The organism is Micromonospora humi (assembly GCF_900090105.1).
GTDB lineage: Bacteria > Actinomycetota > Actinomycetes > Mycobacteriales > Micromonosporaceae > Micromonospora > Micromonospora humi.
In genome coordinates this window covers 62,570-81,075 of record NZ_FMDM01000001.1, presented here as the reverse complement: position 1 = coordinate 81,075, position 18,506 = coordinate 62,570, and the positions used below count along the sequence as shown (strand labels likewise).

The 18,506-nt window shown below is 73.0% G+C and carries 20 protein-coding genes; 10 read left to right on the top strand and 10 right to left on the bottom strand.

Going from position 1 to position 18,506, the window contains the following annotated elements:
* The first annotated feature begins 152 nt into the window (after positions 1-152).
* Positions 153-983 carry a hypothetical protein gene (locus GA0070213_RS00405; protein ID WP_091055365.1) on the top strand — a complete coding sequence of 277 codons (831 nt, stop codon included), beginning with the start codon at positions 153-155 and terminating at the stop codon, positions 981-983.
* On the opposite strand, the gene GA0070213_RS00400 is transcribed toward GA0070213_RS00405, so the two are convergent.
* Entirely contained in the window at positions 961-1,731 is a 771-nt protein-coding gene (locus GA0070213_RS00400; RefSeq protein WP_139128597.1) for a hypothetical protein, read from the bottom strand. The two genes, GA0070213_RS00405 and GA0070213_RS00400, sit on opposite strands and share 23 nt — an antisense overlap.
* Before the next feature lie 135 nt (positions 1,732-1,866).
* Between GA0070213_RS00400 and GA0070213_RS00395 the strand changes: the two genes are divergently transcribed.
* Together GA0070213_RS00395 and GA0070213_RS00390 are read left to right on the top strand one after the other, a co-directional pair.
* Positions 1,867-3,033: a sensor histidine kinase gene (locus GA0070213_RS00395; RefSeq protein WP_091055359.1), complete on the top strand. Its 1,167-nt coding sequence runs from the start codon at positions 1,867-1,869 to the stop codon at positions 3,031-3,033.
* The gene (locus GA0070213_RS00390) at positions 3,012-3,725 is read left to right on the top strand and encodes a response regulator (protein ID WP_091055357.1); all 714 of its coding nucleotides are present in this window, start codon (positions 3,012-3,014) and stop codon (positions 3,723-3,725) included. Before GA0070213_RS00395 ends, GA0070213_RS00390 begins: the two co-directional genes overlap by 22 nt.
* A 43-nt stretch (positions 3,726-3,768) precedes the next feature.
* Here GA0070213_RS00390 and GA0070213_RS31980 read toward each other — a convergent pair whose 3' ends face one another.
* A complete protein-coding gene (locus GA0070213_RS31980) occupies positions 3,769-4,413 on the bottom strand; it encodes a hypothetical protein (RefSeq protein WP_245716188.1) in 645 nt (214 codons plus the stop codon).
* A 247-nt stretch (positions 4,414-4,660) separates the two neighbouring features.
* On the opposite strand from GA0070213_RS31980, the gene GA0070213_RS00380 reads away from it, so the two are divergent.
* Positions 4,661-5,629: an AraC family transcriptional regulator gene (locus GA0070213_RS00380; protein ID WP_091055355.1), complete on the top strand. Its 969-nt coding sequence runs from the start codon at positions 4,661-4,663 to the stop codon at positions 5,627-5,629.
* Positions 5,630-5,698: 69 nt separating this feature from the next.
* On the opposite strand, the gene katG is transcribed toward GA0070213_RS00380, so the two are convergent.
* From katG to GA0070213_RS00360, 4 genes are all read right to left on the bottom strand, one after another.
* Positions 5,699-7,975, bottom strand: coding sequence for a catalase/peroxidase HPI (katG, locus tag GA0070213_RS00375; protein WP_091055352.1), 2,277 nt, complete (start codon positions 7,973-7,975; stop codon positions 5,699-5,701).
* 43 nt (positions 7,976-8,018) lie between these two features.
* Positions 8,019-8,447, bottom strand: coding sequence for a Fur family transcriptional regulator (locus GA0070213_RS00370; protein WP_091055349.1), 429 nt, complete (start codon positions 8,445-8,447; stop codon positions 8,019-8,021).
* Between the two features lie 118 nt (positions 8,448-8,565).
* The gene (locus GA0070213_RS00365) at positions 8,566-9,573 is read right to left on the bottom strand and encodes a glycoside hydrolase family 11 protein (RefSeq protein ID WP_091055346.1); all 1,008 of its coding nucleotides are present in this window, start codon (positions 9,571-9,573) and stop codon (positions 8,566-8,568) included.
* Positions 9,574-9,870: 297 nt separating this feature from the next.
* On the bottom strand, positions 9,871-10,407 hold the full coding sequence (locus GA0070213_RS00360; protein WP_091055344.1) for a TetR/AcrR family transcriptional regulator: 537 nt from the start codon (positions 10,405-10,407) through the stop codon (positions 9,871-9,873).
* A 70-nt stretch (positions 10,408-10,477) separates the two neighbouring features.
* On the opposite strand from GA0070213_RS00360, the gene GA0070213_RS00355 reads away from it, so the two are divergent.
* Complete coding sequence (locus GA0070213_RS00355) at positions 10,478-10,951, top strand: nuclear transport factor 2 family protein (RefSeq protein ID WP_091055341.1); 474 nt, start codon at positions 10,478-10,480, stop codon at positions 10,949-10,951.
* Between the two features lie 64 nt (positions 10,952-11,015).
* Here the strand turns inward: GA0070213_RS00355 and GA0070213_RS00350 are convergent, their stop codons facing one another.
* Positions 11,016-11,804: a nucleotidyltransferase domain-containing protein gene (locus GA0070213_RS00350; protein WP_091055339.1), complete on the bottom strand. Its 789-nt coding sequence runs from the start codon at positions 11,802-11,804 to the stop codon at positions 11,016-11,018.
* A gap of 83 nt (positions 11,805-11,887) precedes the next feature.
* Between GA0070213_RS00350 and GA0070213_RS00345 the strand changes: the two genes are divergently transcribed.
* The 3 genes from GA0070213_RS00345 to GA0070213_RS00335 are packed head-to-tail and all read left to right on the top strand — an operon-like array spanning position 11,888 to position 13,120.
* Positions 11,888-12,241 carry an ArsR/SmtB family transcription factor gene (locus GA0070213_RS00345; RefSeq protein ID WP_091055337.1) on the top strand — a complete coding sequence of 118 codons (354 nt, stop codon included), beginning with the start codon at positions 11,888-11,890 and terminating at the stop codon, positions 12,239-12,241.
* A complete protein-coding gene (locus GA0070213_RS00340) occupies positions 12,238-12,705 on the top strand; it encodes an SRPBCC family protein (protein ID WP_091055334.1) in 468 nt (155 codons plus the stop codon). Before GA0070213_RS00345 ends, GA0070213_RS00340 begins: the two co-directional genes overlap by 4 nt.
* Positions 12,698-13,120 carry a DUF6069 family protein gene (locus tag GA0070213_RS00335; RefSeq protein WP_091055331.1) on the top strand — a complete coding sequence of 141 codons (423 nt, stop codon included), beginning with the start codon at positions 12,698-12,700 and terminating at the stop codon, positions 13,118-13,120. Before GA0070213_RS00340 ends, GA0070213_RS00335 begins: the two co-directional genes overlap by 8 nt.
* Before the next feature lie 92 nt (positions 13,121-13,212).
* Here GA0070213_RS00335 and GA0070213_RS00330 read toward each other — a convergent pair whose 3' ends face one another.
* Positions 13,213-14,076 (bottom strand): SDR family oxidoreductase, encoded by an 864-nt coding sequence (locus GA0070213_RS00330; RefSeq protein WP_091055329.1) that lies wholly within the window; start codon positions 14,074-14,076, stop codon positions 13,213-13,215.
* An 85-nt stretch (positions 14,077-14,161) separates the two neighbouring features.
* Here GA0070213_RS00330 and GA0070213_RS00325 point away from each other — a divergent pair, with 85 nt between their 5' ends.
* A complete protein-coding gene (locus GA0070213_RS00325) occupies positions 14,162-14,899 on the top strand; it encodes a TetR/AcrR family transcriptional regulator (protein WP_091055326.1) in 738 nt (245 codons plus the stop codon).
* Positions 14,900-14,927: 28 nt separating this feature from the next.
* Here the strand turns inward: GA0070213_RS00325 and GA0070213_RS00320 are convergent, their stop codons facing one another.
* Positions 14,928-15,899, bottom strand: a complete 972-nt coding sequence (locus GA0070213_RS00320; RefSeq protein WP_091056573.1) for a PaaX family transcriptional regulator — start codon at positions 15,897-15,899, stop codon at positions 14,928-14,930.
* Between the two features lie 204 nt (positions 15,900-16,103).
* On the opposite strand from GA0070213_RS00320, the gene GA0070213_RS00315 reads away from it, so the two are divergent.
* A complete protein-coding gene (locus GA0070213_RS00315; RefSeq protein WP_091055323.1) occupies positions 16,104-17,441 on the top strand; it encodes an extracellular catalytic domain type 1 short-chain-length polyhydroxyalkanoate depolymerase in 1,338 nt (445 codons plus the stop codon).
* 45 nt (positions 17,442-17,486) lie between these two features.
* Here the strand turns inward: GA0070213_RS00315 and GA0070213_RS00310 are convergent, their stop codons facing one another.
* Positions 17,487-18,464 (bottom strand): aldo/keto reductase, encoded by a 978-nt coding sequence (locus GA0070213_RS00310; RefSeq protein ID WP_217628566.1) that lies wholly within the window; start codon positions 18,462-18,464, stop codon positions 17,487-17,489.
* Positions 18,465-18,506 lie beyond the last annotated feature (42 nt).

The window sequence follows — 18,506 nt, the reverse complement described above, 5'->3', positions numbered from 1 at the left end:
CGCCACTTTGGCGGCCCGCACCAGGGGAAACCCACTCAGGACGCGCTACGGGCGTTGCAAGAATTCCCACGCTTGCGACTCCGCTGGCGGGATTGCGGGCGACCGGCATGATCGTGACGACGGGCACAGACCCCCGACCGGAAGGGACACCCATGGCACAGGTCCGGAGCAGGTGGGCCTCGACGATCATCCGGCGGGCGCTGGGCGGGCTGGCCGGCATCGCGTTGCTGACCCCGGCGACCGGTTGCGGCAACTCGGCCGCACCGGTCCGGGAGCCGGCAGCTCCCGGCTCGAGCGCCGCCTCCGGCACGCCGGGCGGGCCGTCAGCCGGTCCGGAGCAGGGCGACCGGGTCGAGGTGGACGGCCGGACCGTCCTCGGGGTCGCGCCGGGTCTCGGGTTCCCGGCCGGCAGCAGAGTCGACACCGCCTTCGGCGACCCGGGCGCGGCGACCGTGATCCTGACCGCGCCCCCGCCGGAGCAGGCGCTCGCCCACTACCGCACGGCGGGACCGGCCTCCGGCTATCCGGTACGCACCGACACCGGCGGGACGCTGCACCTCGAGGGAAAGGGGTGGACCGTCGCGGTCATCGCCTCATCCCGCGACACCACTGTCACCTTCTCCCACGACCGGCCGGCGGCGACGTCGCAGGCGCCGTCGCCGGACGGAGCGGATGTCCCGTTGACCGGCCGGGACGTCGGCGTGACGAACCTGCCGTTCAACTTCCGCCTGCCGCCCGGCAGCCGGCTGCGTGACCTCTCCGACACCGCCGCCGGCGCGCGTTTCACCCTTGTCGCACCGGCGCCCGAACGGGTGCTCGCCTTCTACCGCGACTACCTTCCCGCCGGCTTCTTCGACGTCACCGGCGACCGCACCGCCGACGGGACCACCATCATCACGTTCGACAAGGACGACGGCGAGTGGACCGGCACCATCGAGGCGACCGACGACGGGGTCACCGTCACCACCGTGCACCATCGATAGGCAGGTCTTCCCCCGGCCGGTCCGGCCGATCGCCGAGGGCGGCACCGAACGCGGGCACGCCGTGTCGCTCGCCCGGGCGAGCGCGACCGGCGCGCCGGCGCGAGACGACGACACCCGCCGCGTTGAGCACGACGCCCCACAGCAGCGCCGCGATCGCCCACCGCGGCCACCCCGCGCCGCCGAGGACGTGCCGCATGGCGCCGTACGGGGTGAGCCAGTCCCGGGTCGTGCCCAACGGCGTGAGCAACGCGTACGCCCCGAGCGGCAGCACGATCGTGGCCGGGCAGCCCCACACCGGCCGGGCGAACAGCAGCCCCAGCCCGGTGCCGACGAGCTGCGCGAGCACCTGCACCAGCACACCCGCCACGGCGATCCGGCCGACGTTCGCCCACGGCTCGGGCGCGGTGGACCCGGACGCGGCCGACGCGGCGAGGACGATCGCGTCACCGACCAGCCCGACGGCCACCGCGATCAGCGTCGCGCCGGCGAGCGTGGGCAGCACCCGCGCGCCGGCTGTCCTGCGGAGATCGCTCGCGATCAGGACGCCGACGAACGGCAGCGGCACGGAGATGAACGAGTGCACCGGCTCGCCGAACGTGGCGACGGTGCGTTCCGCCGGCGGGAGCCCGGCCATGAGCGCCAGCGCGGCGAGGACCCCGACCCCGACCGTCACCAGCAGGAGGACCCGACGGCCTCGGGTCCCGACCGCACGCCGCAGCGTGCCGGCGATCGTCTCGTCAGCTGTCACCTGATCCTCCACATCGATGAGATCGAGCGGTACGAGGATCACCGGCGGGCACGCGCCCGCGCACGGACCGGCGGATCCGCCCTCCCCCCTACTTTCGTAGCTGGCGCCGTCCGCCGTACCGCCTAGGCTGCCGGCATGGCCGCCGCGCTGTTCGCCCTGCTCGTGCCGGACCCGACGAGCGACCGGGCGGCCGCACGTGACCGCCTCGCCGACGGCGTGGCGGTCACCGTGGCGCTGGGTTACGGCCTGACGATGCTGCGCATCGGCGACGCGACAGCGGCCGGCGCGGCGATCCCGTGGCCGGTCGACGTGCTGATCGGCCTGCTCTGCGCCGTCCCGCTGCTGGTCCGGCGACGCCGGCCGGTGGCCGTGCTGCTGGCGCTGCTGCCGTTCGGGGCGATCTCGGTGACCGCGACCGGACCGATCCTGGCCGCGTTGTTCACCGCTGCCGTCCGCCACCGGGCCCGGCTGCTGTTCACCCTGGGCGCGACGCACGTCGGCACCGGGGTGGTCTACTTCCTGCTCCAGACCGATCCGCCGTACCCGATCTGGGTGGACGTCGTCATGCGTACGGTGACCGGCGCCGCGGCGATCGGCTGGGGTCAGTTCGTGCAGGCCTACCGGCGGCTCACCGCGTCGCTGCGCGCGCACGCCGCCCGGTTGGAGGCCGAGCAGCACCTGCGCGTCGACCAGGCGCGACTCACCGAGCGGGCGCGGATCGCCCGGGAGATGCACGACGTGCTGGCACACCGGATGTCGTTGATCAGCCTGCACGCGGGCGCGCTCGAGGTGCGGACCGACGCGCGGCCCGACGAGGTCGCGATCGCGGCCGGCGCGATCCGGTCCAGCGCCCACGAGGCGCTCGAGGAGCTGCGGGCGGTCGTCGGCGTCGCGGGCCGCCCGGAGCCGCCGCAACCCGGCCTCGGCGACGTGCCGGAGCTGGTCGCCAGCGTCCGCGCGGCGGGGATGCGCGTCGAGTTCGCCGCCGAGGTGGCCGGCGACGATCCGCCGACGATGGTGGGGCGGACGGTCTACCGGATCGCGCAGGAGGCGCTGACCAACGCCCGCCGGCACGGCAGCGACGCGAGCGCGGCGATCCGGCTGGCCGGCCGGCCGGGCGACGGGCTGCGCATCGAGGTGGTCAATCCGTCCGCGCCGCCGGACGGACGCACCGCCGGGCGGCTCGGTGGGATGGGGCTGGTCGGCATCGGCGAACGGGTGGCACTGGCCGGCGGCCGGGTACGGTACGGCGCGGAGGACGGGGAGTACCGGCTGGAGGCATGGCTGCCGTGGCCGAGGTGAGCGGCGCACCGCCCACCGCCGCGCCGGATCCCGGCCGGCGACCGATCCGGCTGGCCGTCGTGGACGACGACCCGCTGGTCCGGGCCGGGTTGCGCATCCTGGTCGGCGGGTCGCCCGACATCGAGGTGGTCGCGGAGGCGGCCGACGGCGCGCAGGCCGTGTCGATGGCCCACGCGCACTGGCCGGACGTGATCCTCATGGACGTCCGGATGCCCCGCCTCGACGGGCTGGTCGCCACCCGCCGGATCCGGTCCCGACCGGGCGCGCCGGAGATCATCGTGCTGACCACGTTCGACGCCGACGAGTACGTGCTGGACGCGCTGCGCGGCGGCGCGTGCGGATTCCTGCTCAAGGACACCCCGCCGCGGGAGATCCTCGCCGCCGTCCGCACCGTCGCCGCCGGAGCGGCGATCCTCTCCCCGGCGGTGGTCCGCCGGCTGATCGACCACGTCGCGGACCCGGTCGCGGGAAGCCGCCGGGCCCGTGCCCGGGAACGGCTGGCCGCGCTCACCGACCGGGAACGGGACGTGGCGGTGCTCGTCGGCCAGGGCCGGTCGAACGCCGAGATCGCCGCCGGGCTGCGCGTGAGCGTACCGACCGTGAAGGGGCACGTGTCGCGGTTGCTGGCCAAGTTGGGCCTGAACAACCGGGTGCAGATCGCCCTGCTCGTGCACGACGCGGAACTGCTCTGAGCCGGGCGCCCGTCGCCGGCTCACCCGCAACGCGACGGGCGGGTCAGTACCGCCGCCGGGGCAGCCAGCCCAGGAAGCGCGCTCGGGCCTGCGGCACGGTCATGGCGGGCAGGTCCTGGGCGGCGGCGACCAGGCAGGTGCCGAGATAGACGGCGAGCCCCGCGGTGGTGCCGCCGAACTCGACCAGCAACTGGCTCTGCTTGGTGGGGCAGGGCCACTCGGCGGCGCAGCCACTGCACCGCCAGTTCGGCGGGAGCGGCAGGTGCGCCGGCGGGACCGCGTAGCGGTGGGACGCGTCGTTGCGGACGTACCCGTTACGGCGGGTCGGACGCGCCTCGGGGGGTGGCGGTTGGGCCAGGCACCGGCGCGCGCGGGTGAGCATCGCGCCGACGCGGACCAGCGCCTCCGGCCCGAGGCGGTGGGTGAGCACCACCGTGAGCAGGTGGTGCCCGAGCGCGTCGAACTCGTCGATCGTCCACTCCAGCCGGCCACACAGCTCGCCCAGCGGCCGGCCGTCCACCCTGGACCACTGCCCGAGCAGGGCCTCGTGCAGTGTCTCGCGCAGGGCCACGCCGAGGGCCGCCTCGTGCCCGTCGAACCGGCCTCCCCCACCGGAGTCGCCGTCGAGGCGGCGCATCGTCTCGGCCGCCACCATCCACGCCAGTCGTCGTGCCTCGGTCACGTCCACCTGCGCCCCCTCTTCCGCCCACCGCCCCGACGCGACGGCCCCGAACAACGACCCTTCCCGATCGATCGAGTCCCGGACTACGTCGCAGAACGAACGGAGACCGCAATCCCTGACCGCTGGGCGCAAGTCCCATGAGTGGGATCAACGGTGAGCGCAATTCCTATCAAGGAAATACCATTGAGCGGGCCAGGCGACCAATACGCTCACGAATTCCGGAAAGTAAGTTCCCAATTTTGCAGGGGACGACGTGGCACTCGCATCGACCACCAGTCAGCACTTCGACAGCCGGCAACCCGAGCTCATCCACCAGTATCTCGCCGAGGCATACGGCACCCGGGGGATGTCCATCAGCAGCGGCGGCCACGATTACCGGCTCCGCCACCGCCGTCTGCACGCCGGCCCGTTCCGCGCCGACCGCACCACGCAGTCCGGCGATCTGCGGGTCACCGTCGAAGGAATGGAATCCGTGGTCGTCTGCGAGACCACGACCAGCTCGGTGAGCCGCACGTGTGACGGTGAGGAGGGGTGGTTCCGGCCCGGGGACGTGTTCCTGAGCGCCCGGCCGGGCCGCCCGTACCGGATCCGCTGGCGACCCGGCGAGATGCTCGTGGTCCAGCTCGACCCACGACTGTGCGCCCAGGTCGTGAGCCCGGCCCCACGGCGGCGCCCCGTCCCGGTCCAGTTCACCGGCCTGGCGCCCGCGTCGCCGGCGCTCGCCGACCACTGGCGGGCGACCGCCCACTACGTCCGCCTCGCCGTGCTGACCAACCCGGAGGCCAGCCGACAGCCACTGGTCCTCGGCGCGGCGGCGCGCACGCTCGCCGCGGCCGCGCTCGCCGTCTTCCCCAACACCGCGCTGACCGACCCGACCTGGCAGGACCGCCGGGACGCGGTGGCGCCGGCGGTGCGCCGGGCGATCTCCTTCATGGAGGAGCACGCCGGCCAGGACATCAACCCGGCCGACGTGGCGGCCGCCGCCGCGGTGTCCGTCCGCTCGCTGCAACTGGCGTTCCGGCGACACCTGGACACCACACCCATGGCCCACCTGCGGCGGATCCGGCTGGAACGGGCCCACGAGGACCTCCGGCTGTCGGACCCGCGGCACGAGACGGTGAGCCGCATCGCCGGCCGGTGGGGCTTCCTCAACCACAGCCGGTTCACCGCCCACTACCGGTCCGTCTTCGGCGTACCGCCGAGCCGGACGCTGTACGACTGAGCCGGGTGACGGGACGAGCCCCGGTCGATCCGGGACGGATCGGCCGGGGCTCGGTGGTGGAACGGTGGATCAGACCAGGTCGAAGCGGTCCAGCTCCATCACCTTGGTCCAGGCGGCGACGAAGTCGGTCACGAACTTCTCCCGCGCGTCCTCGCTGGCGTAGACCTCGGCGAGCGCCCGCAGCTGCGAGTTCGAGCCGAAGACGAGGTCGACCGCGGTGGCGGTCCACCGCACCTGGTCGGTGGCCAGGTCCCGGATCTCGTAGACGTGCTCCTCGGACTCCGACGCCTTCCACCGGGTGCCCGGGGAGAGCAGGTTGGCGAAGAAGTCGTTGGTCAGCACGCCCGGCCGGTCGGTGAGCACGCCGTGCGCCGTGCCGCCGACGTTGTTGCCGAGGGCGCGCAGGCCGCCCACCAGGACGGTCATCTCCGGCGCGGTCAGGTTGAGCATGTACGCGCGGTCGACGAGCAGCACCTCCGGCTCGGTCTTCTCGCCCGGCCGCAGGTAGTTGCGGAACCCGTCGGCGCGCGGCTCCATCACCCGGAACGACTCGACGTCGGTCTGCTCCTGGGTGGCGTCGGTGCGACCCGCCCGGAACGGCACTGTCACCTCGACACCGGCGTCCCGCGCGGCCTTCTCCACGGCGGCCGTACCGGCCAGCACGATCAGGTCGGCGAGCGAGATCCGGGCGCCACCGGCGGAGTTGAACTCCTGCTGGATGCCCTCCAGGGTGGCCAGCACGGTGGCGAGCTGCTCGGGCTGGTTGACCTCCCAGTTGCGCTGCGGCTCCAGCCGGATCCGCGCCCCGTTGGCGCCACCGCGCTTGTCGGTCGAGCGGTAGCTGGCGGCCGACGCCCAGGCGGTGGAGACCAGTTGGGCGGTGGTGAGGCCGGAGTCGAGGACCTTCGCCTTGAGCGCGGCGACGTCGGCGTCACCGACCAGCTCGTGGTCGGCGGCCGGCACCGGGTCCTGCCACAGCTGCGCCTCGGGGACCCACGGGCCGAGGAAGCGGCTGACCGGGCCCATGTCGCGGTGCAGCAGCTTGTACCACGCCTTGGCGAACGCCAGCGCGAACTCGTCCGGGTGCTCCAGGAAGCGGCGCGAGATCTTCTCGTACGCCGGGTCGACGCGCAGCGACAGGTCGGTGGTCAGCATCGTCGGCCGGTGCTTCTTCGCCGGGTCGTGGGCGTCCGGGATGATCGCCTCGGCGTCCTTGGCGACCCACTGCTTGGCCCCACCCGGGCTGGTGGTCAGCTCCCACTCGTAGCCGAAGAGGATCTCGAAGAAGCGGTTGCTCCACTCGGTCGGCCGGTCGGTCCACGTCACCTCGAGACCGCTGGTGATCGTGTCCCCGCCCTTGCCGCTGCCGTGGGTGCTCAGCCAGCCGAGGCCCTGCGCCTCCAGCGGCGCGCCCTCCGGCTCCGGGCCGACGTGGTTGTCGGCGACGCCGGCGCCGTGGGTCTTGCCGAACGTGTGACCGCCGGCGATGAGGGCGACGGTCTCCTCGTCGTTCATCGCCATCCGACGGAACGTCTCGCGGATGAAGTGCGCCGCCGCCAGCGGGTCGGCGTTGCCGCGGGGGCCCTCCGGGTTGACGTAGATGAGGCCCATCTCGGTGGCGCCGACGCCGGCCGCCATCTCCTGCTCGGAGGCGTAGCGCTCGTCGCCGAGCCAGGTGTCCTCCGGGCCCCAGAAGATCTCCTCGGGCTCCCAGACGTCCTGGCGGCCGAAGCCGAAGCCGAAGGTCTTGAAGCCCATCGACTCCAGCGCGACGTTGCCGGCCAGCACCAGCAGGTCGGCCCAGGAGATCTTCTGGCCGTACTTCTGCTTCACCGGCCAGAGCAGCCGGCGGGCCTTGTCCAGGTTGGCGTTGTCCGGCCAGCTGTTCAGCGGGGCGAAGCGCTGCCCGCCGTCGCCGGCGCCGCCGCGGCCGTCCTCGATCCGGTAGGTGCCGGCGGCGTGCCAGCTCATCCGGATCATCAGGCCGCCGTAGTGGCCGAAGTCGGCCGGCCACCACTCCTGCGAGGTGGTGAGCACCTCGGTGATGTCGCGCTTGAGGGCCTCGACGTCGAGCTTGGCGAACTCCCGGGCGTAGCTGAAGTCGGCCCCCAGCGGGTTGCCCTTGGACGAGTGGGCGTGCAGCACCGACAGGTCGAGCTGGTTGGGCCACCAGTCGCGGTTGGTGCGCGGACGGCCACCGGTCTTCGGGGTCGGCGAGTCGATCGCCGGGTTCTCGCTCTCGCTGCCCTGCGCGGTCGCGGAGTCGTGCGCGACCGGGCAGCCGGCCGCCTCCTTGGCGTCCACGCCCTGGGCGCTGACGGGCCCGTTGTCCTGGGTGTCGCTCATCTGTTTCCTTCCGAACTGGCGGGTCACTGGCCGAACTGGCGGATCAGTGGGCGGTGCGGTCGGTCGCGCAGTCGGGGCAGGTGCCCCAGTAGACGACCTCCGCCTCGTCGACCACGAAGCCGTGGTCGTCGGAGGCGGTGAGGCAGGGGGCGTGACCGACGGCGCACTCCACGTCGGCGATCGCGCCGCACGAGCGGCAGACGATGTGGTGGTGGTTGTCCCCCACCCGGGACTCGTAGCGGGCGACGGCGCCGGCCGGCTGGATGCGGCGCACCAGGCCGGCGTCGGTGAGCGCCCGGAGCACGTCGTAGACCGCCTGGTGGGAGACCGTCGGCTGGTCCGCCCGGACCAGCGCGATCACGGTGTCGGTGTCGACGTGCGGATGGTCCCGCAGGGCGGCGAGCACCGCCAGGCGGGGCCGGGTCACGCGCAACGAGACCGCCCGCAACTGGGTCTCGAAGTCGGACGTCATGCCCCGACCCTAGTCCACTCTTCTGGAATGAATCAAGTTTCCGCCACGGTGTGTCGGCCGGCACACACGGACGTGGGGGGCGCCGCGATCGCGGCGCCCCCCACCCGGAAAGGCCTGCTCAGCTGGTCGAGCAGGTTGCCGTCGGCGTGGTGTTGTTGCCGTTCTTGTAGAGCGTGATGCCGAAGTTGTTGCCGTTGCCGTTGGGCCGGGCGGTGAGCGTGCCGCTGGTGCCGCTGACCGACGCGTTCCAGCTGTTCTGCAGGCTCTGCCCGCCCTGGGTCTGGATCCGGACCGTCCAGTTGCTGCTGCCGCTGACCGAGAACGTGGTGTTGAACCGGTCGCTCCAGTCCTCGGCCCGGCTCACGCTGACCGTGCAGCCGCCGCCGTTGTTGGGCGGCGGGGTGGTCGGGGTGGTGCCGCCGGAGCCGCCCACCGTGATGTTGGAGTTACCGCTGCTCTGGTAACCCTCGGTGGCCAGGATCTGGTAGTCGTGGTTGCCCAGGTTCATGCCGAGCCGGGACCAGGCGCTGAAGTGGTTGCCCGCGGAGATGGTGCCGCCGACCCGCTTCGACTGCCGGACGCTCCAGTACTGGTAGAAGGTCTTGTTGTCACCCTCGATCGACGGCGCGTTGACCCGCTGGGTGCGGTAGATGTCGTACGTGCCGCCGTCGGAGCTGACCGAGCCCATGTAGCCGCTGCCCGGCGGGCGCCAGCTGCCCCAGCTGTCGACGATGTAGTACTCGACGAGCGGGTTGTGGGTCCAGCCGTACAACGTGAGGTAGGCGTTGCCGGACGGGTTGAAGCTGCCGGAGTACGTGACGTTGCGGGCGGTGCCGGGGTTCCAGCCCTTGCCGGCCACGAAGTTGTTGATGCCGCTCCACTGGGTGCTGTACTGACCGCCGTTCCCCATGGTCATGGAGACGTTGCCACTGTCCTTCCAGAAGGAGAAGAAGTAGCCGTTGTTGGTGCCGGTCTGGTTCGACGTGACGGTCGTGTCGGCGTAGGCCGGACCCGCCAGGACCGCGGTCGTGCCGGCGGCGGCGAGCGCCACGGCGCAGGCACCGCCGAGGAGCATCCTGAGGCGTCCGCGCCTGCGGCTGCCCGAGCGGACGGGGGCGTCGTTCATGGGCGAGTTTCCTCCCTGTGGTGGCTGGCGCGCGGCCGATTGTCATAGAGGTGAATCGATGGTCAGTATCGAAGGCGGTCGTTCATCGTGTCAACAACTTCCGGAAACATCATGGAAACCGCTCTTGGCACGGATGGGTCACCACGAAGACATAGACGCAGTTGGCTGCCCATGCGAAGCGCTTCGACATCCGGCACACACCGTCGGATCCCACGGGTAGCCGCATGACGAGGAACATCGGCAGCCGAAACTTTCGGAAGATTTTCGGGCCGGAGGTGCGTCGAGGGAAAGCCAGGGCTACCGGGCGGCGAGGCCGTCCAGGATGACGTCGACGGCACGGTGGAGCAGCCGTGCGGGCACCGGCGTGGCGGCCGCGGTCTGCGCCAGACCGCGGATCAGCAGGTAGATCTCGTCCACGTCGACATCCGGCCGCACCGCGCCGGCGGCCTGGGCGCGCCGCAACGCCGCGCCCACCGCCGCCTTGAGTTCCCCCGCCACGGCGACGACGGCAGGCGGGGGGCCACCCAGCATCGAGGCCAGGGTGAGCTTGCTCGCGCCGCGCTCGATCATCTCGCGTATCAGCGCGGCAAGGGCCGCCGTCGGATCGGGCGCGGCGGCGGCCAGGCGAGTGCGGTCGAGCAGGCCGCTGAAATGCCTCACCAACGCGGCCTCGATCAACGCCTCCTTGGTCGGGAAGTGGCGGAAGACGGTCGCGATGCCCACCCCGGCCAGCCGTGCGACCTCCTCGGTGGAGCCGGATTCGCCCTTCGTGCCGAAGACCTGTTCGGCGGCGGCGAGAATGCGCTCGCGGTTCTCCCGAGCATCCTGGCGCATGCGACCACTTTAACCGAAGTCCAGACTTCGTTAGGCTAACCGGAGTCTCGACTTCGCCTGGAGGAGCGTCATGCGTACACCCGAGGAAACCGTCCGTGCCGTGGCCGCCGGCGTCTGTCGCCTCATGCGCGGCGGACTCACCGACGCCGAAGAAACGGCGCAGCTCGACGCGCTGGCCGCCTGCTACGCCGAGGAGACCGATGTGTGCCATCCGTTCGACCCGGTCGGTGGCACCCCGCTGCGCAGCCGGGCCGCACTGCGCGAGCACTTCGGCGCCGGCGGCCGCCCGGCCGGCGTGGAGCGCTACGACGTCGTCGACGACCGCGTGCACCTGACACCGGACCCCGAGGTGGTCGTCTTCGAGTTCCGGTACGCCGGCGTGATCGACGGTCGCGCCTTCACGCTGCCCTGCATCTTCGTGGTACGGGTCCGGGACGGCGAGATCGTCGAGTCCCGCGACTACGTCGACCACCTGGCCGGCGCCCGCGCCTTCGGCCGCCTGCCCGCTCTGGCCGCCGCGCTCACCGCGGCTCAGCCCACCTGACCCGCCCCTCGCCGACCCGGCCGAGCGGGAACGCGACGCCACCCGGACGTGTCGGCGTCGCAGATCAGCGGACCCGACCCCCGCCACCGGGCTCGCCGGCCAGGACGGCGGCACTCACCTCGCGCACGAACGCCGGCACGTCGTCGCCCCGGTCGGGATCGCCGTCCGGGCCGGCGTCGTACCACCAGTCGCGCGCCCACCCGATGAGGTCGGCCCGGTGCGGGAAGGCGGCGGCGGTCGGGGCGGCGGCCTGCCGCTTGGAGAGTTGCCGGTCGCACCGGAGGCGCTGGTAGGCCCGGCACAGGGTGAGCACCGCGTAGGACCGGGCACCGGGGGTGGTCATCTCCACCACCCAGTCCGGCCAGTCGCGGACATGGTCGAGCAGGGCCGCGCGGACGAGGTCGGGGTCGATCGCCGGCAGCAGCTCGCCGGCCTCCGGGCCGAGCAACGCACGCCCCTGGTCGCGTACCGACGACCAGGTGACGACGCGGTGGCTGGTGGCGGGCAGCAGGTGCAGCAGCTCACCGGGGCTCACCCGGGCGATGACGTGCTCGCGGTCGAGGTGTCCCCGCGCCGCGTCCCGGACGGCGTGCAGGGACACGTACTCGACCTCGATCCGGCCGGCCCACTGCGGACGCCGACGGTCCAGGCCGGTGTGCAACCCGCCGAGCACGTCGAGGAGCGCCTCGTCCGGGTCGCGGTCGGGCACCGCGAGCAGGTCGAGATCGCTGCGCGCGGGCGCGAAGTCGCCGGCCACGAGCGAGCCGTGCAGGTAGAGACCGACCAGCCGGCCGGCGAGCGCCTCCGCCCAGGTGGTGCGGAGGTCGGCCAGGACCACGTCGGGTGAGGTCATCGCGTCATCCTGCCGGATGCCCGGCCGGGGCGGACGGCGCGTCGACGTTGAACCCGGGAGTTCAGTGCCATAAGGTGAACCATGTGGTTCAGCAAGAGATTCTCAACCGGGTGTTCGCCAGCCTGGCCGATCCCACCCGGCGCGACATCCTCGTCCGACTCGGCGCGGGCCCGGCCACGATCAGCGAACTCACCGCGCCCAGCGGGATGAGCCTCACCGGCATGAAGAAGCACGTCCAGGCGCTGGAGAACGCCGGCCTGGTGGTGACGCGGAAGGTCGGCCGGTCCCGGCAGTGCCGCCTGGCCGACGCCCCGCTCGACGACGCGATGGCCTGGATCGCCTTCTACCAGCGGCTCTGGGCCCGCCGCCTGGACGGCCTCGACGCCTACCTCACGCTCCGACCCGACCGGACCGACCCGAAGGACCGAGACACATGACCATCGACATGCGGATGACCCGACAGCTCCCGGCGCTCCCGGAGGAGGTCTTCGACGCCTACACCGACGCCGAGAAGCAGAAGATCTGGTTCGGCATCCTCGACACCGAGCCCGGCATCGTCGAGATCGACGTGGACCTGCGGGTCGGCGGCCAGCAGACGGCGGTCTGGGGGCCCTCGCCCGACATGCTGTTCCGGGAGACGCAGACGTTCCTGGAGATCGACCGCCCGCACCGGCTCGTCACCGAGTCCACCGGCAGCGGTCCCGACGGCGCCACGATGACCACCCGCATCGAGATCACGTTCGAGGAGCGGGACGGCGGCACGCTGATGACCGTGGTGCAGAGCGGATTCCCGACGCCGGAGCTGCGCGACTTCTTCGTCGGCGAGGTCATGCCCGGGGCGTTCGACCGGATCGAGGCCTACCTGGTCCGGGAGCAGGGACGGGAGCGGTCGCGTGGCTGACCTGTCCCGGGCGGCGGTCGTCACCGGGGCCACCGTGGGCGCGGTGGTCGTCAACCTGGTCGTCTACGCGGTCGGCCGGGCCGCCGGCGGCACGTTCCGGTTCACCGCCGCGGCCGGGCCGGCCGAGGTGAACGGGGCGACGGTCGCGGCCTTCAGCGCGCTGCCGCTGCTGGTCGGGCTGACCGCGGTCGCGCTGCTGGCGCCCCGGTTCGACTGGGTCGTCCGGGCCGCGTCGATCGTCGGCCCGGCGCTCGCGGTGCTCACCATCGTCGCGATGACGCTCCCCACCGACCTGGACGCCACCAGCAAGACCACGCTGGCGGTGTGTCACCTGACGCTCGTGCCGATCATCCTCGTCGCGGTGGCCGCCCTCGGCCGGCGTACCCGACCGGAGGCGGACGCGGTGGCGGCCTGAGCGGACCGACGGGCGGTCGGCCCGGCGGAGCGCCGTCGGGCCGACCGCGACGACCGCCCGTGGCGCCGTTCCGTCCGGGAGGAGGACCGCCGTCAGCCGTCTGACCCGGCCGCCGCCCGCAGGGCGTCCCGCGCGTCGCGAGGTCGACGGCCGAGGAGTTCACCGAGCAGCGGGTCGACACCGGCGAAGAAGCCGGCCCGCGCGGCCCGGTAGAAGCCCAGCAGGAAACGCGTCCGCTGCTCCGGCAGCCCGGCCGCGAGCTGCGCGGCGAGCCAGTCCGCCTCGTCCGTCGGTCGGTACCGGATGGTGCGTCCGGACAGCTCGGAGGCGATCTCGGCGATCTCGGCGAAGGTCGGGGCCGAGGGCGCGGTCAGGGTCGTCGGGCCGTCGTACCCGCCGTCGGAGGTGAGGATCACGGCGGCCGCCTCGGCGGCGTCCTCGCGGGCGGTCCAGGACACCGGTCCGTCGCCGGGCACGGCGATCACCCCGGTCTCGCGCCACGGCCCGGCGAACCACGGGAGACTGTGGGCGTAGAAGCCGTTGCGTAGCGAGGTCCAGGCGATCCCGGAGGCGGCCAGGAGCTGCTCGGTCGCGAAGTGGCTCCGTCCGGGGAGGAACGGGTTGTCCGGCGCGGCGGCCTGGTGGCTGGTGTACACGATCCGTTTCACCCCGGCGGCGAGCGCGGCCTCGATCGCCGCGCGGTGCAGGCCGGTCACGTCCGCGACCGGGTCGTTGGAGGAGACGAGCAGCAGTTGGTCGGCGCCGGCGAACGCCGCCGGCAGGGAACCCGGGTCGGCGTAGTCGCCGCGCCGGACCTCGACGCCTCGCCGCGCGAACCGCTCCGCCTTCGCGGGGTCGCGCACGGCAACCACGATCTCGCTCTCGGGCAGACGTTCGAGCAGGTGGTCGACGGTCGCGCCGTTGAGGGCACCGGTCGCACCGGTCACGATGATCATTGGTTCGTCCTTCGCGTTAGCAGTGAAAACAATCGCACCGTAACGCCCGCGATCGCCGATAGCAAGTTAGTGTTATCGTTGGTTCATGAGCGATGGGGTCAGGAGCCGGGCGGACACCCGGGCGGCGATCGTCGACGCCGCGGCGTCGCTGTTGCACGAGAACGGGCCCGGCGCCGTGACGACCCGTGGGGTCGCGGAGCGCGCCGGCGTGCAGGCGCCGACCATCTACCGCCTGTTCGGTGACAAGGACGGCCTGCTGGAGGCGGTCGCCGAGCGGGTGCTGGCCAGGTTCGTCTCGGACAAGGCCGCTGCGGTGGCCGCGGCAGCCGACGTCGACCCCCTCGACGACCTGCGCACGAGTTGGCGCCGGCAGATCGAGTTCGGTCTCGCCAACCCGGCCGTGTTCCGGCTGCTGAGCGACCCGGAGCGCGCATCCGGCTCACCGGCCGCCCGCACGGGCAGACAGATCCTGGCGACCCGGGTCCACCGACTGGCGGCGGGCGGCCGACTCCGGGTCGCCGAGGCGCACGCGGTCAACCTCATCCACGCCGCGGGCGTCGGAGCCGTCCAGACCCTGCTGGCGACCCCGCCGGAGCAACGGGATCCCGCCCTGGCCGACGCGATGATCGACGCCATCCTGGGCCGGATCCTGACCGACGCGCCGGCCGGGACACCGGACGGCCCCCGCGCGGCGGCCGTCGCGCTCCGCGCTCTCGCACCGCACCTGCGGGTGCTCAGCGGCGCCGAACGTCACCTGTTGGTCGAGTGGCTCGACCGCATCACGGAGAGCCCCGCCGGAGGGAGCGGTGCGACCGGAAGGTGACGCGCTCGTCAGCCCGGTGACGCGCTCGTCAGCCCGGTGACGCGCCGCAGCCGTCCCCGCGTACCCCGGCGAGCATGTCGGCGGTGGTGTGCGCCCGCACGTCGGCCGGCGGCGCGCCGCCGGCGTGGCGCGCGACGACCGCGCGGACGTGGCGCTCGGCGGTGTCGGCGAGGCCGTCGTAGACGGCCGCGAACAGGTCCCGGGCCGCCTGCCGGGGCCAGCCGGCCGGCAACAGCTCCCGCGGCAGTTGCGGGTCGAGTGTGGGAAACCGCCGGTAGGTGTCCATCACCTCGGTGCGCGCCCGGACGGCCGTCGGACCGTCGACGGCATCCGTCCGGGACGCCAGCGGGGTCCACCGGCGCAGGAACTCCTCGTACCGGCCGGCGATGCCGGCGACGTCCCAGGCCTCGACCGGCGCGCGCTGCCCGATCGCGTCCAGCTCGGCCTGCCGCCCCCGGAAGACGGTGACCGCGCCGGACGCCAGCCCGGCCAGCAGCGAGCGGGCCGGCGGGGTCAGCTCGTACGGCGAGACCCAGAGCCCGTCGTACAGCGGTGCGAAGCCGAGCCAGCGGAGCTGGCCGCGCAGCGTCCGCCGCTGCGCGGCGTGCTCCTGGGGCAGCGAGAACGCGATGACCGTCCAGCACCCGTCCCACGGCGCCGAGGCCGTGGTGGAGGTGAGGATCCAGTTCCCGCCGGCGGAGAGGTCGGTGGCGACGGCGGGGCTGAGCCGGTAGGAGCTGTTGCGGCCCTGCCGGCTGCGCTCCAGCACCCCCCGGCGGGCCAGCCGGCTGATCGCGGTCCGCGCGCCGGCGCTGGTCACCCCCGTCTCGGCGAGCAACGCCACGATGGCGGCGGACGGCAGCGCCGCGCGGGTACGCAGGGTGTAGTCCGCCATCAGCGTCACGACGACGCCCTGCGGCGCGGCACCGGACTGTCGCCGGGGCAGCCGCACCGACGGCTCGTCCGGATAGATCTCCTCGATGTCGAACGCGCTGGCCACGGGCACTCCGGACTCGCCTCGGGAACGGTGCCTCGACTGTAGACGGAGATCGTCCCCCGACACGCATCGTGGTTCATCGATTGACACTTCCCGGACCGGCGGGAACACTATCTGCTACCCGACACGGAGCCGGGCAGGGCGCACCACCGACGACCCCAACCTGCACAGGTGATCGAAGGAGTCTCCGTGACACTCAGAGGCAAGATGTTGCTCGCCCTGGCCGCGACGCTGGCGGCGGCCGGCCTGATGGTCCCCGCGACGCAACCCGCCTACGCGGCCTCGCTGACCGAGGTGACCAGCTTCGGCGACAACCCCGGGCGGATGCGCATGCACGTCTACGTCCCGGACAACCGCCCGGCCCGGCCGGCGACCGTGGTGGCCATGCACGGCTGCGGCGGCTCCGGCCCCGGCTTCTACTCCGGCAGCGAGTTCGCCTCCCTGGCCGACCGGTACGGCTACATCGTGATCTATCCGAGCGCGACGCAGCAGGCCGGCTTCGGCAACTGCTTCGACACGTGGTCCGACGCCGCCAAGCGCCGCGGCGGCGGCAGCGACCCGGTGTCGATCATCTCGATGGTCCGGTACGTCCAGCAGCAGTACGGCGCCGACCCCGACCGGGTCTACGCCACCGGCAGCTCGTCCGGCGGCATGATGACCAACCACATGCTGGCGCTCTACCCCGACGTGTTCAAGGCCGGCGCGGCGTTCATGGGCGTGCCGTACAACTGCTTCGCGAACGCGGCGGACTACCCGCCCGGCAGCAGCCAGTGCACCGGCGGCAGCATGAACCGCACGCCGCAGCAGTGGGGTGACGCGGTCCGCCAGGCCTACCCCGGCTACACCGGCCCCCGCCCCCGGGTGCAGCTCTGGCACGGCACCGCCGACAACCTGGTGCCGTACTCGCTGCTCCAGGAGGAGATCGAGCAGTGGACCAACGTGTTCGGGCTCAGCCAGACGCCCACCTCCACGGACACGCCGCAGGCCAACTGGAACCGGCGCCGCTGGGCCGACGCCAACGGCACCGTCCAGGTCGAGGCGTACAGCATCCAGGGCGCCGGGCACAGCCTGCCGTCCGGCGGCATGGCCGCGGTCGCCCTCGCGTTCTTCGGCCTGACCGGCACGGTCACCCCGACCACGCCGCCGACCACCTCGCCCAGCCCGACCACCTCGCCGACGACGTCACCGACCCCCACCCCGACCCCGACCACGCCGCCGCCGGCCTCCGGCGCCTGCCGGGTGAGCGTCGACGTCAACGCCTGGAACTCCGGCCTGACGGAGAACATCACCATCACCAACACCGGGTCCGCCGCGCTGAACGGCTGGTCCCTGGCGTTCGCACTGCCCGGCGGCCAGAGCATCACCTCGGGCTGGAACGCCTCCTACTCCCCCACCTCCGGGCAGGTGACGGCCCGCAACGTCGCCTACAACGCCGCCATCCCGGCGAACGGGTCGATCACCATCGGATTCCAGGCCACCCACACCGGTAACACCGCCAAGCCCGCTTCCTTCACCCTCAACGGCGCGACCTGCTCGCTGGCCTGACCTCACGCGTTCCGGGGGCGGCCCGACCGGGCCGCCCCCGGCACGTCACGGCAGCGGCGCGCCGCGCGCGACCACCCAGAGGCCGTACCACTCCTCGCGGGTCAGCTCCGGCTCCCGCCGCACCGCGTCCCCGCAGGCCCGGATGCGGTCCGGGTTCGCGGTGCCGATCACCGGCGCCACCCGCGCCGGGTGCCGCCGGAGCCACCACAGCACGATCGCCTCCGGGGTCGTCCCCTTCGCGGCGGCGAGCGCGGCCACCCGGTCGGCCGTCTCCCGGTCGGCCGGCGTCCTCGCGGCGCCGGTGAAGCGCCCCTTGGCCAGCGGACCCCAGGCCTGCAGGCCGATCCGGTGCGCCCGGCAGTGCTCCAGCGTGCCGAGCGGGAACCCGGTCCCGGTGGACTCCGCGGTGTTCACCAGCACGCCGGCCTCGACCCAGTCGCGGCGGGCCAGGCTCATCTCCAACTGGTTGGCGACCAGCGGCACGTCGAGCGCCGCCTGGAGGTGGGCGATCTGCGCCGCCGCCATGTTCGACACGCCGAACTGCCGCACCAGGCCCTGCCGGTGCAGCGTGCCCAGCGCCTCGGCCACGTCGTCCGGGTCGGCCAGCGGGTCCGGCCGGTGCAGCAGCAGGACGTCGAGCACGTCGGTCCGCAGCCGGGCCAGGCTCCGCTCGACGCTGCGCACGATGTGCGCGCCACGCAGGTCGTAGCGGCCCGGCCCGTCGTCGCCGGCCAGGTGGATCCCGCACTTCGACTGGAGCACGACGCGCGAGCGGAGCTCCGGCGCGCGGGCGAGAACCTCACCGAAGACGGCCTCCGATTTGCCGTTGCGGTAGATGTCCGCGTGGTCGAACGCGGTGACGCCGATCTCCAGGGCGGCCTCGACCGCCGCCTCGGCCTCCGCGATCTCCGGCGCGCCGTAGGGCTCGGCGTCCCACCCGCCGCCCAGCCCCATGCAGCCGTAGATCAGTCGGTGGTCGCGGATGTCGGCGCTCGCCGGGGAAACGTGCTGGTCGTCGGCCATGACACGTGGATAGCACAGATGCGGGCCGACGGCGCCTCCTGC

Coding starts and splice junctions, on each gene's coding strand:
- GA0070213_RS00405 (WP_091055365.1), top strand. CDS start 153: ATGGCACAGGTCCGGAGCAGGTGGGCCTCGACGATCATCCGGCGGGCG.
- GA0070213_RS00395 (WP_091055359.1), top strand. CDS start 1,867: ATGGCCGCCGCGCTGTTCGCCCTGCTCGTGCCGGACCCGACGAGCGAC.
- GA0070213_RS00390 (WP_091055357.1), top strand. CDS start 3,012: ATGGCTGCCGTGGCCGAGGTGAGCGGCGCACCGCCCACCGCCGCGCCG.
- katG (WP_091055352.1), bottom strand. CDS start 7,975: ATGAGCGACACCCAGGACAACGGGCCCGTCAGCGCCCAGGGCGTGGAC.
- GA0070213_RS00370 (WP_091055349.1), bottom strand. CDS start 8,447: ATGACGTCCGACTTCGAGACCCAGTTGCGGGCGGTCTCGTTGCGCGTG.
- GA0070213_RS00365 (WP_091055346.1), bottom strand. CDS start 9,573: ATGAACGACGCCCCCGTCCGCTCGGGCAGCCGCAGGCGCGGACGCCTC.
- GA0070213_RS00360 (WP_091055344.1), bottom strand. CDS start 10,407: ATGCGCCAGGATGCTCGGGAGAACCGCGAGCGCATTCTCGCCGCCGCC.
- GA0070213_RS00355 (WP_091055341.1), top strand. CDS start 10,478: ATGCGTACACCCGAGGAAACCGTCCGTGCCGTGGCCGCCGGCGTCTGT.
- GA0070213_RS00350 (WP_091055339.1), bottom strand. CDS start 11,804: ATGACCTCACCCGACGTGGTCCTGGCCGACCTCCGCACCACCTGGGCG.
- GA0070213_RS00340 (WP_091055334.1), top strand. CDS start 12,238: ATGACCATCGACATGCGGATGACCCGACAGCTCCCGGCGCTCCCGGAG.
- GA0070213_RS00330 (WP_091055329.1), bottom strand. CDS start 14,076: ATGATCATCGTGACCGGTGCGACCGGTGCCCTCAACGGCGCGACCGTC.
- GA0070213_RS00325 (WP_091055326.1), top strand. CDS start 14,162: ATGAGCGATGGGGTCAGGAGCCGGGCGGACACCCGGGCGGCGATCGTC.
- GA0070213_RS00315 (WP_091055323.1), top strand. CDS start 16,104: ATGTTGCTCGCCCTGGCCGCGACGCTGGCGGCGGCCGGCCTGATGGTC.
- GA0070213_RS00310 (WP_217628566.1), bottom strand. CDS start 18,464: ATGGCCGACGACCAGCACGTTTCCCCGGCGAGCGCCGACATCCGCGAC.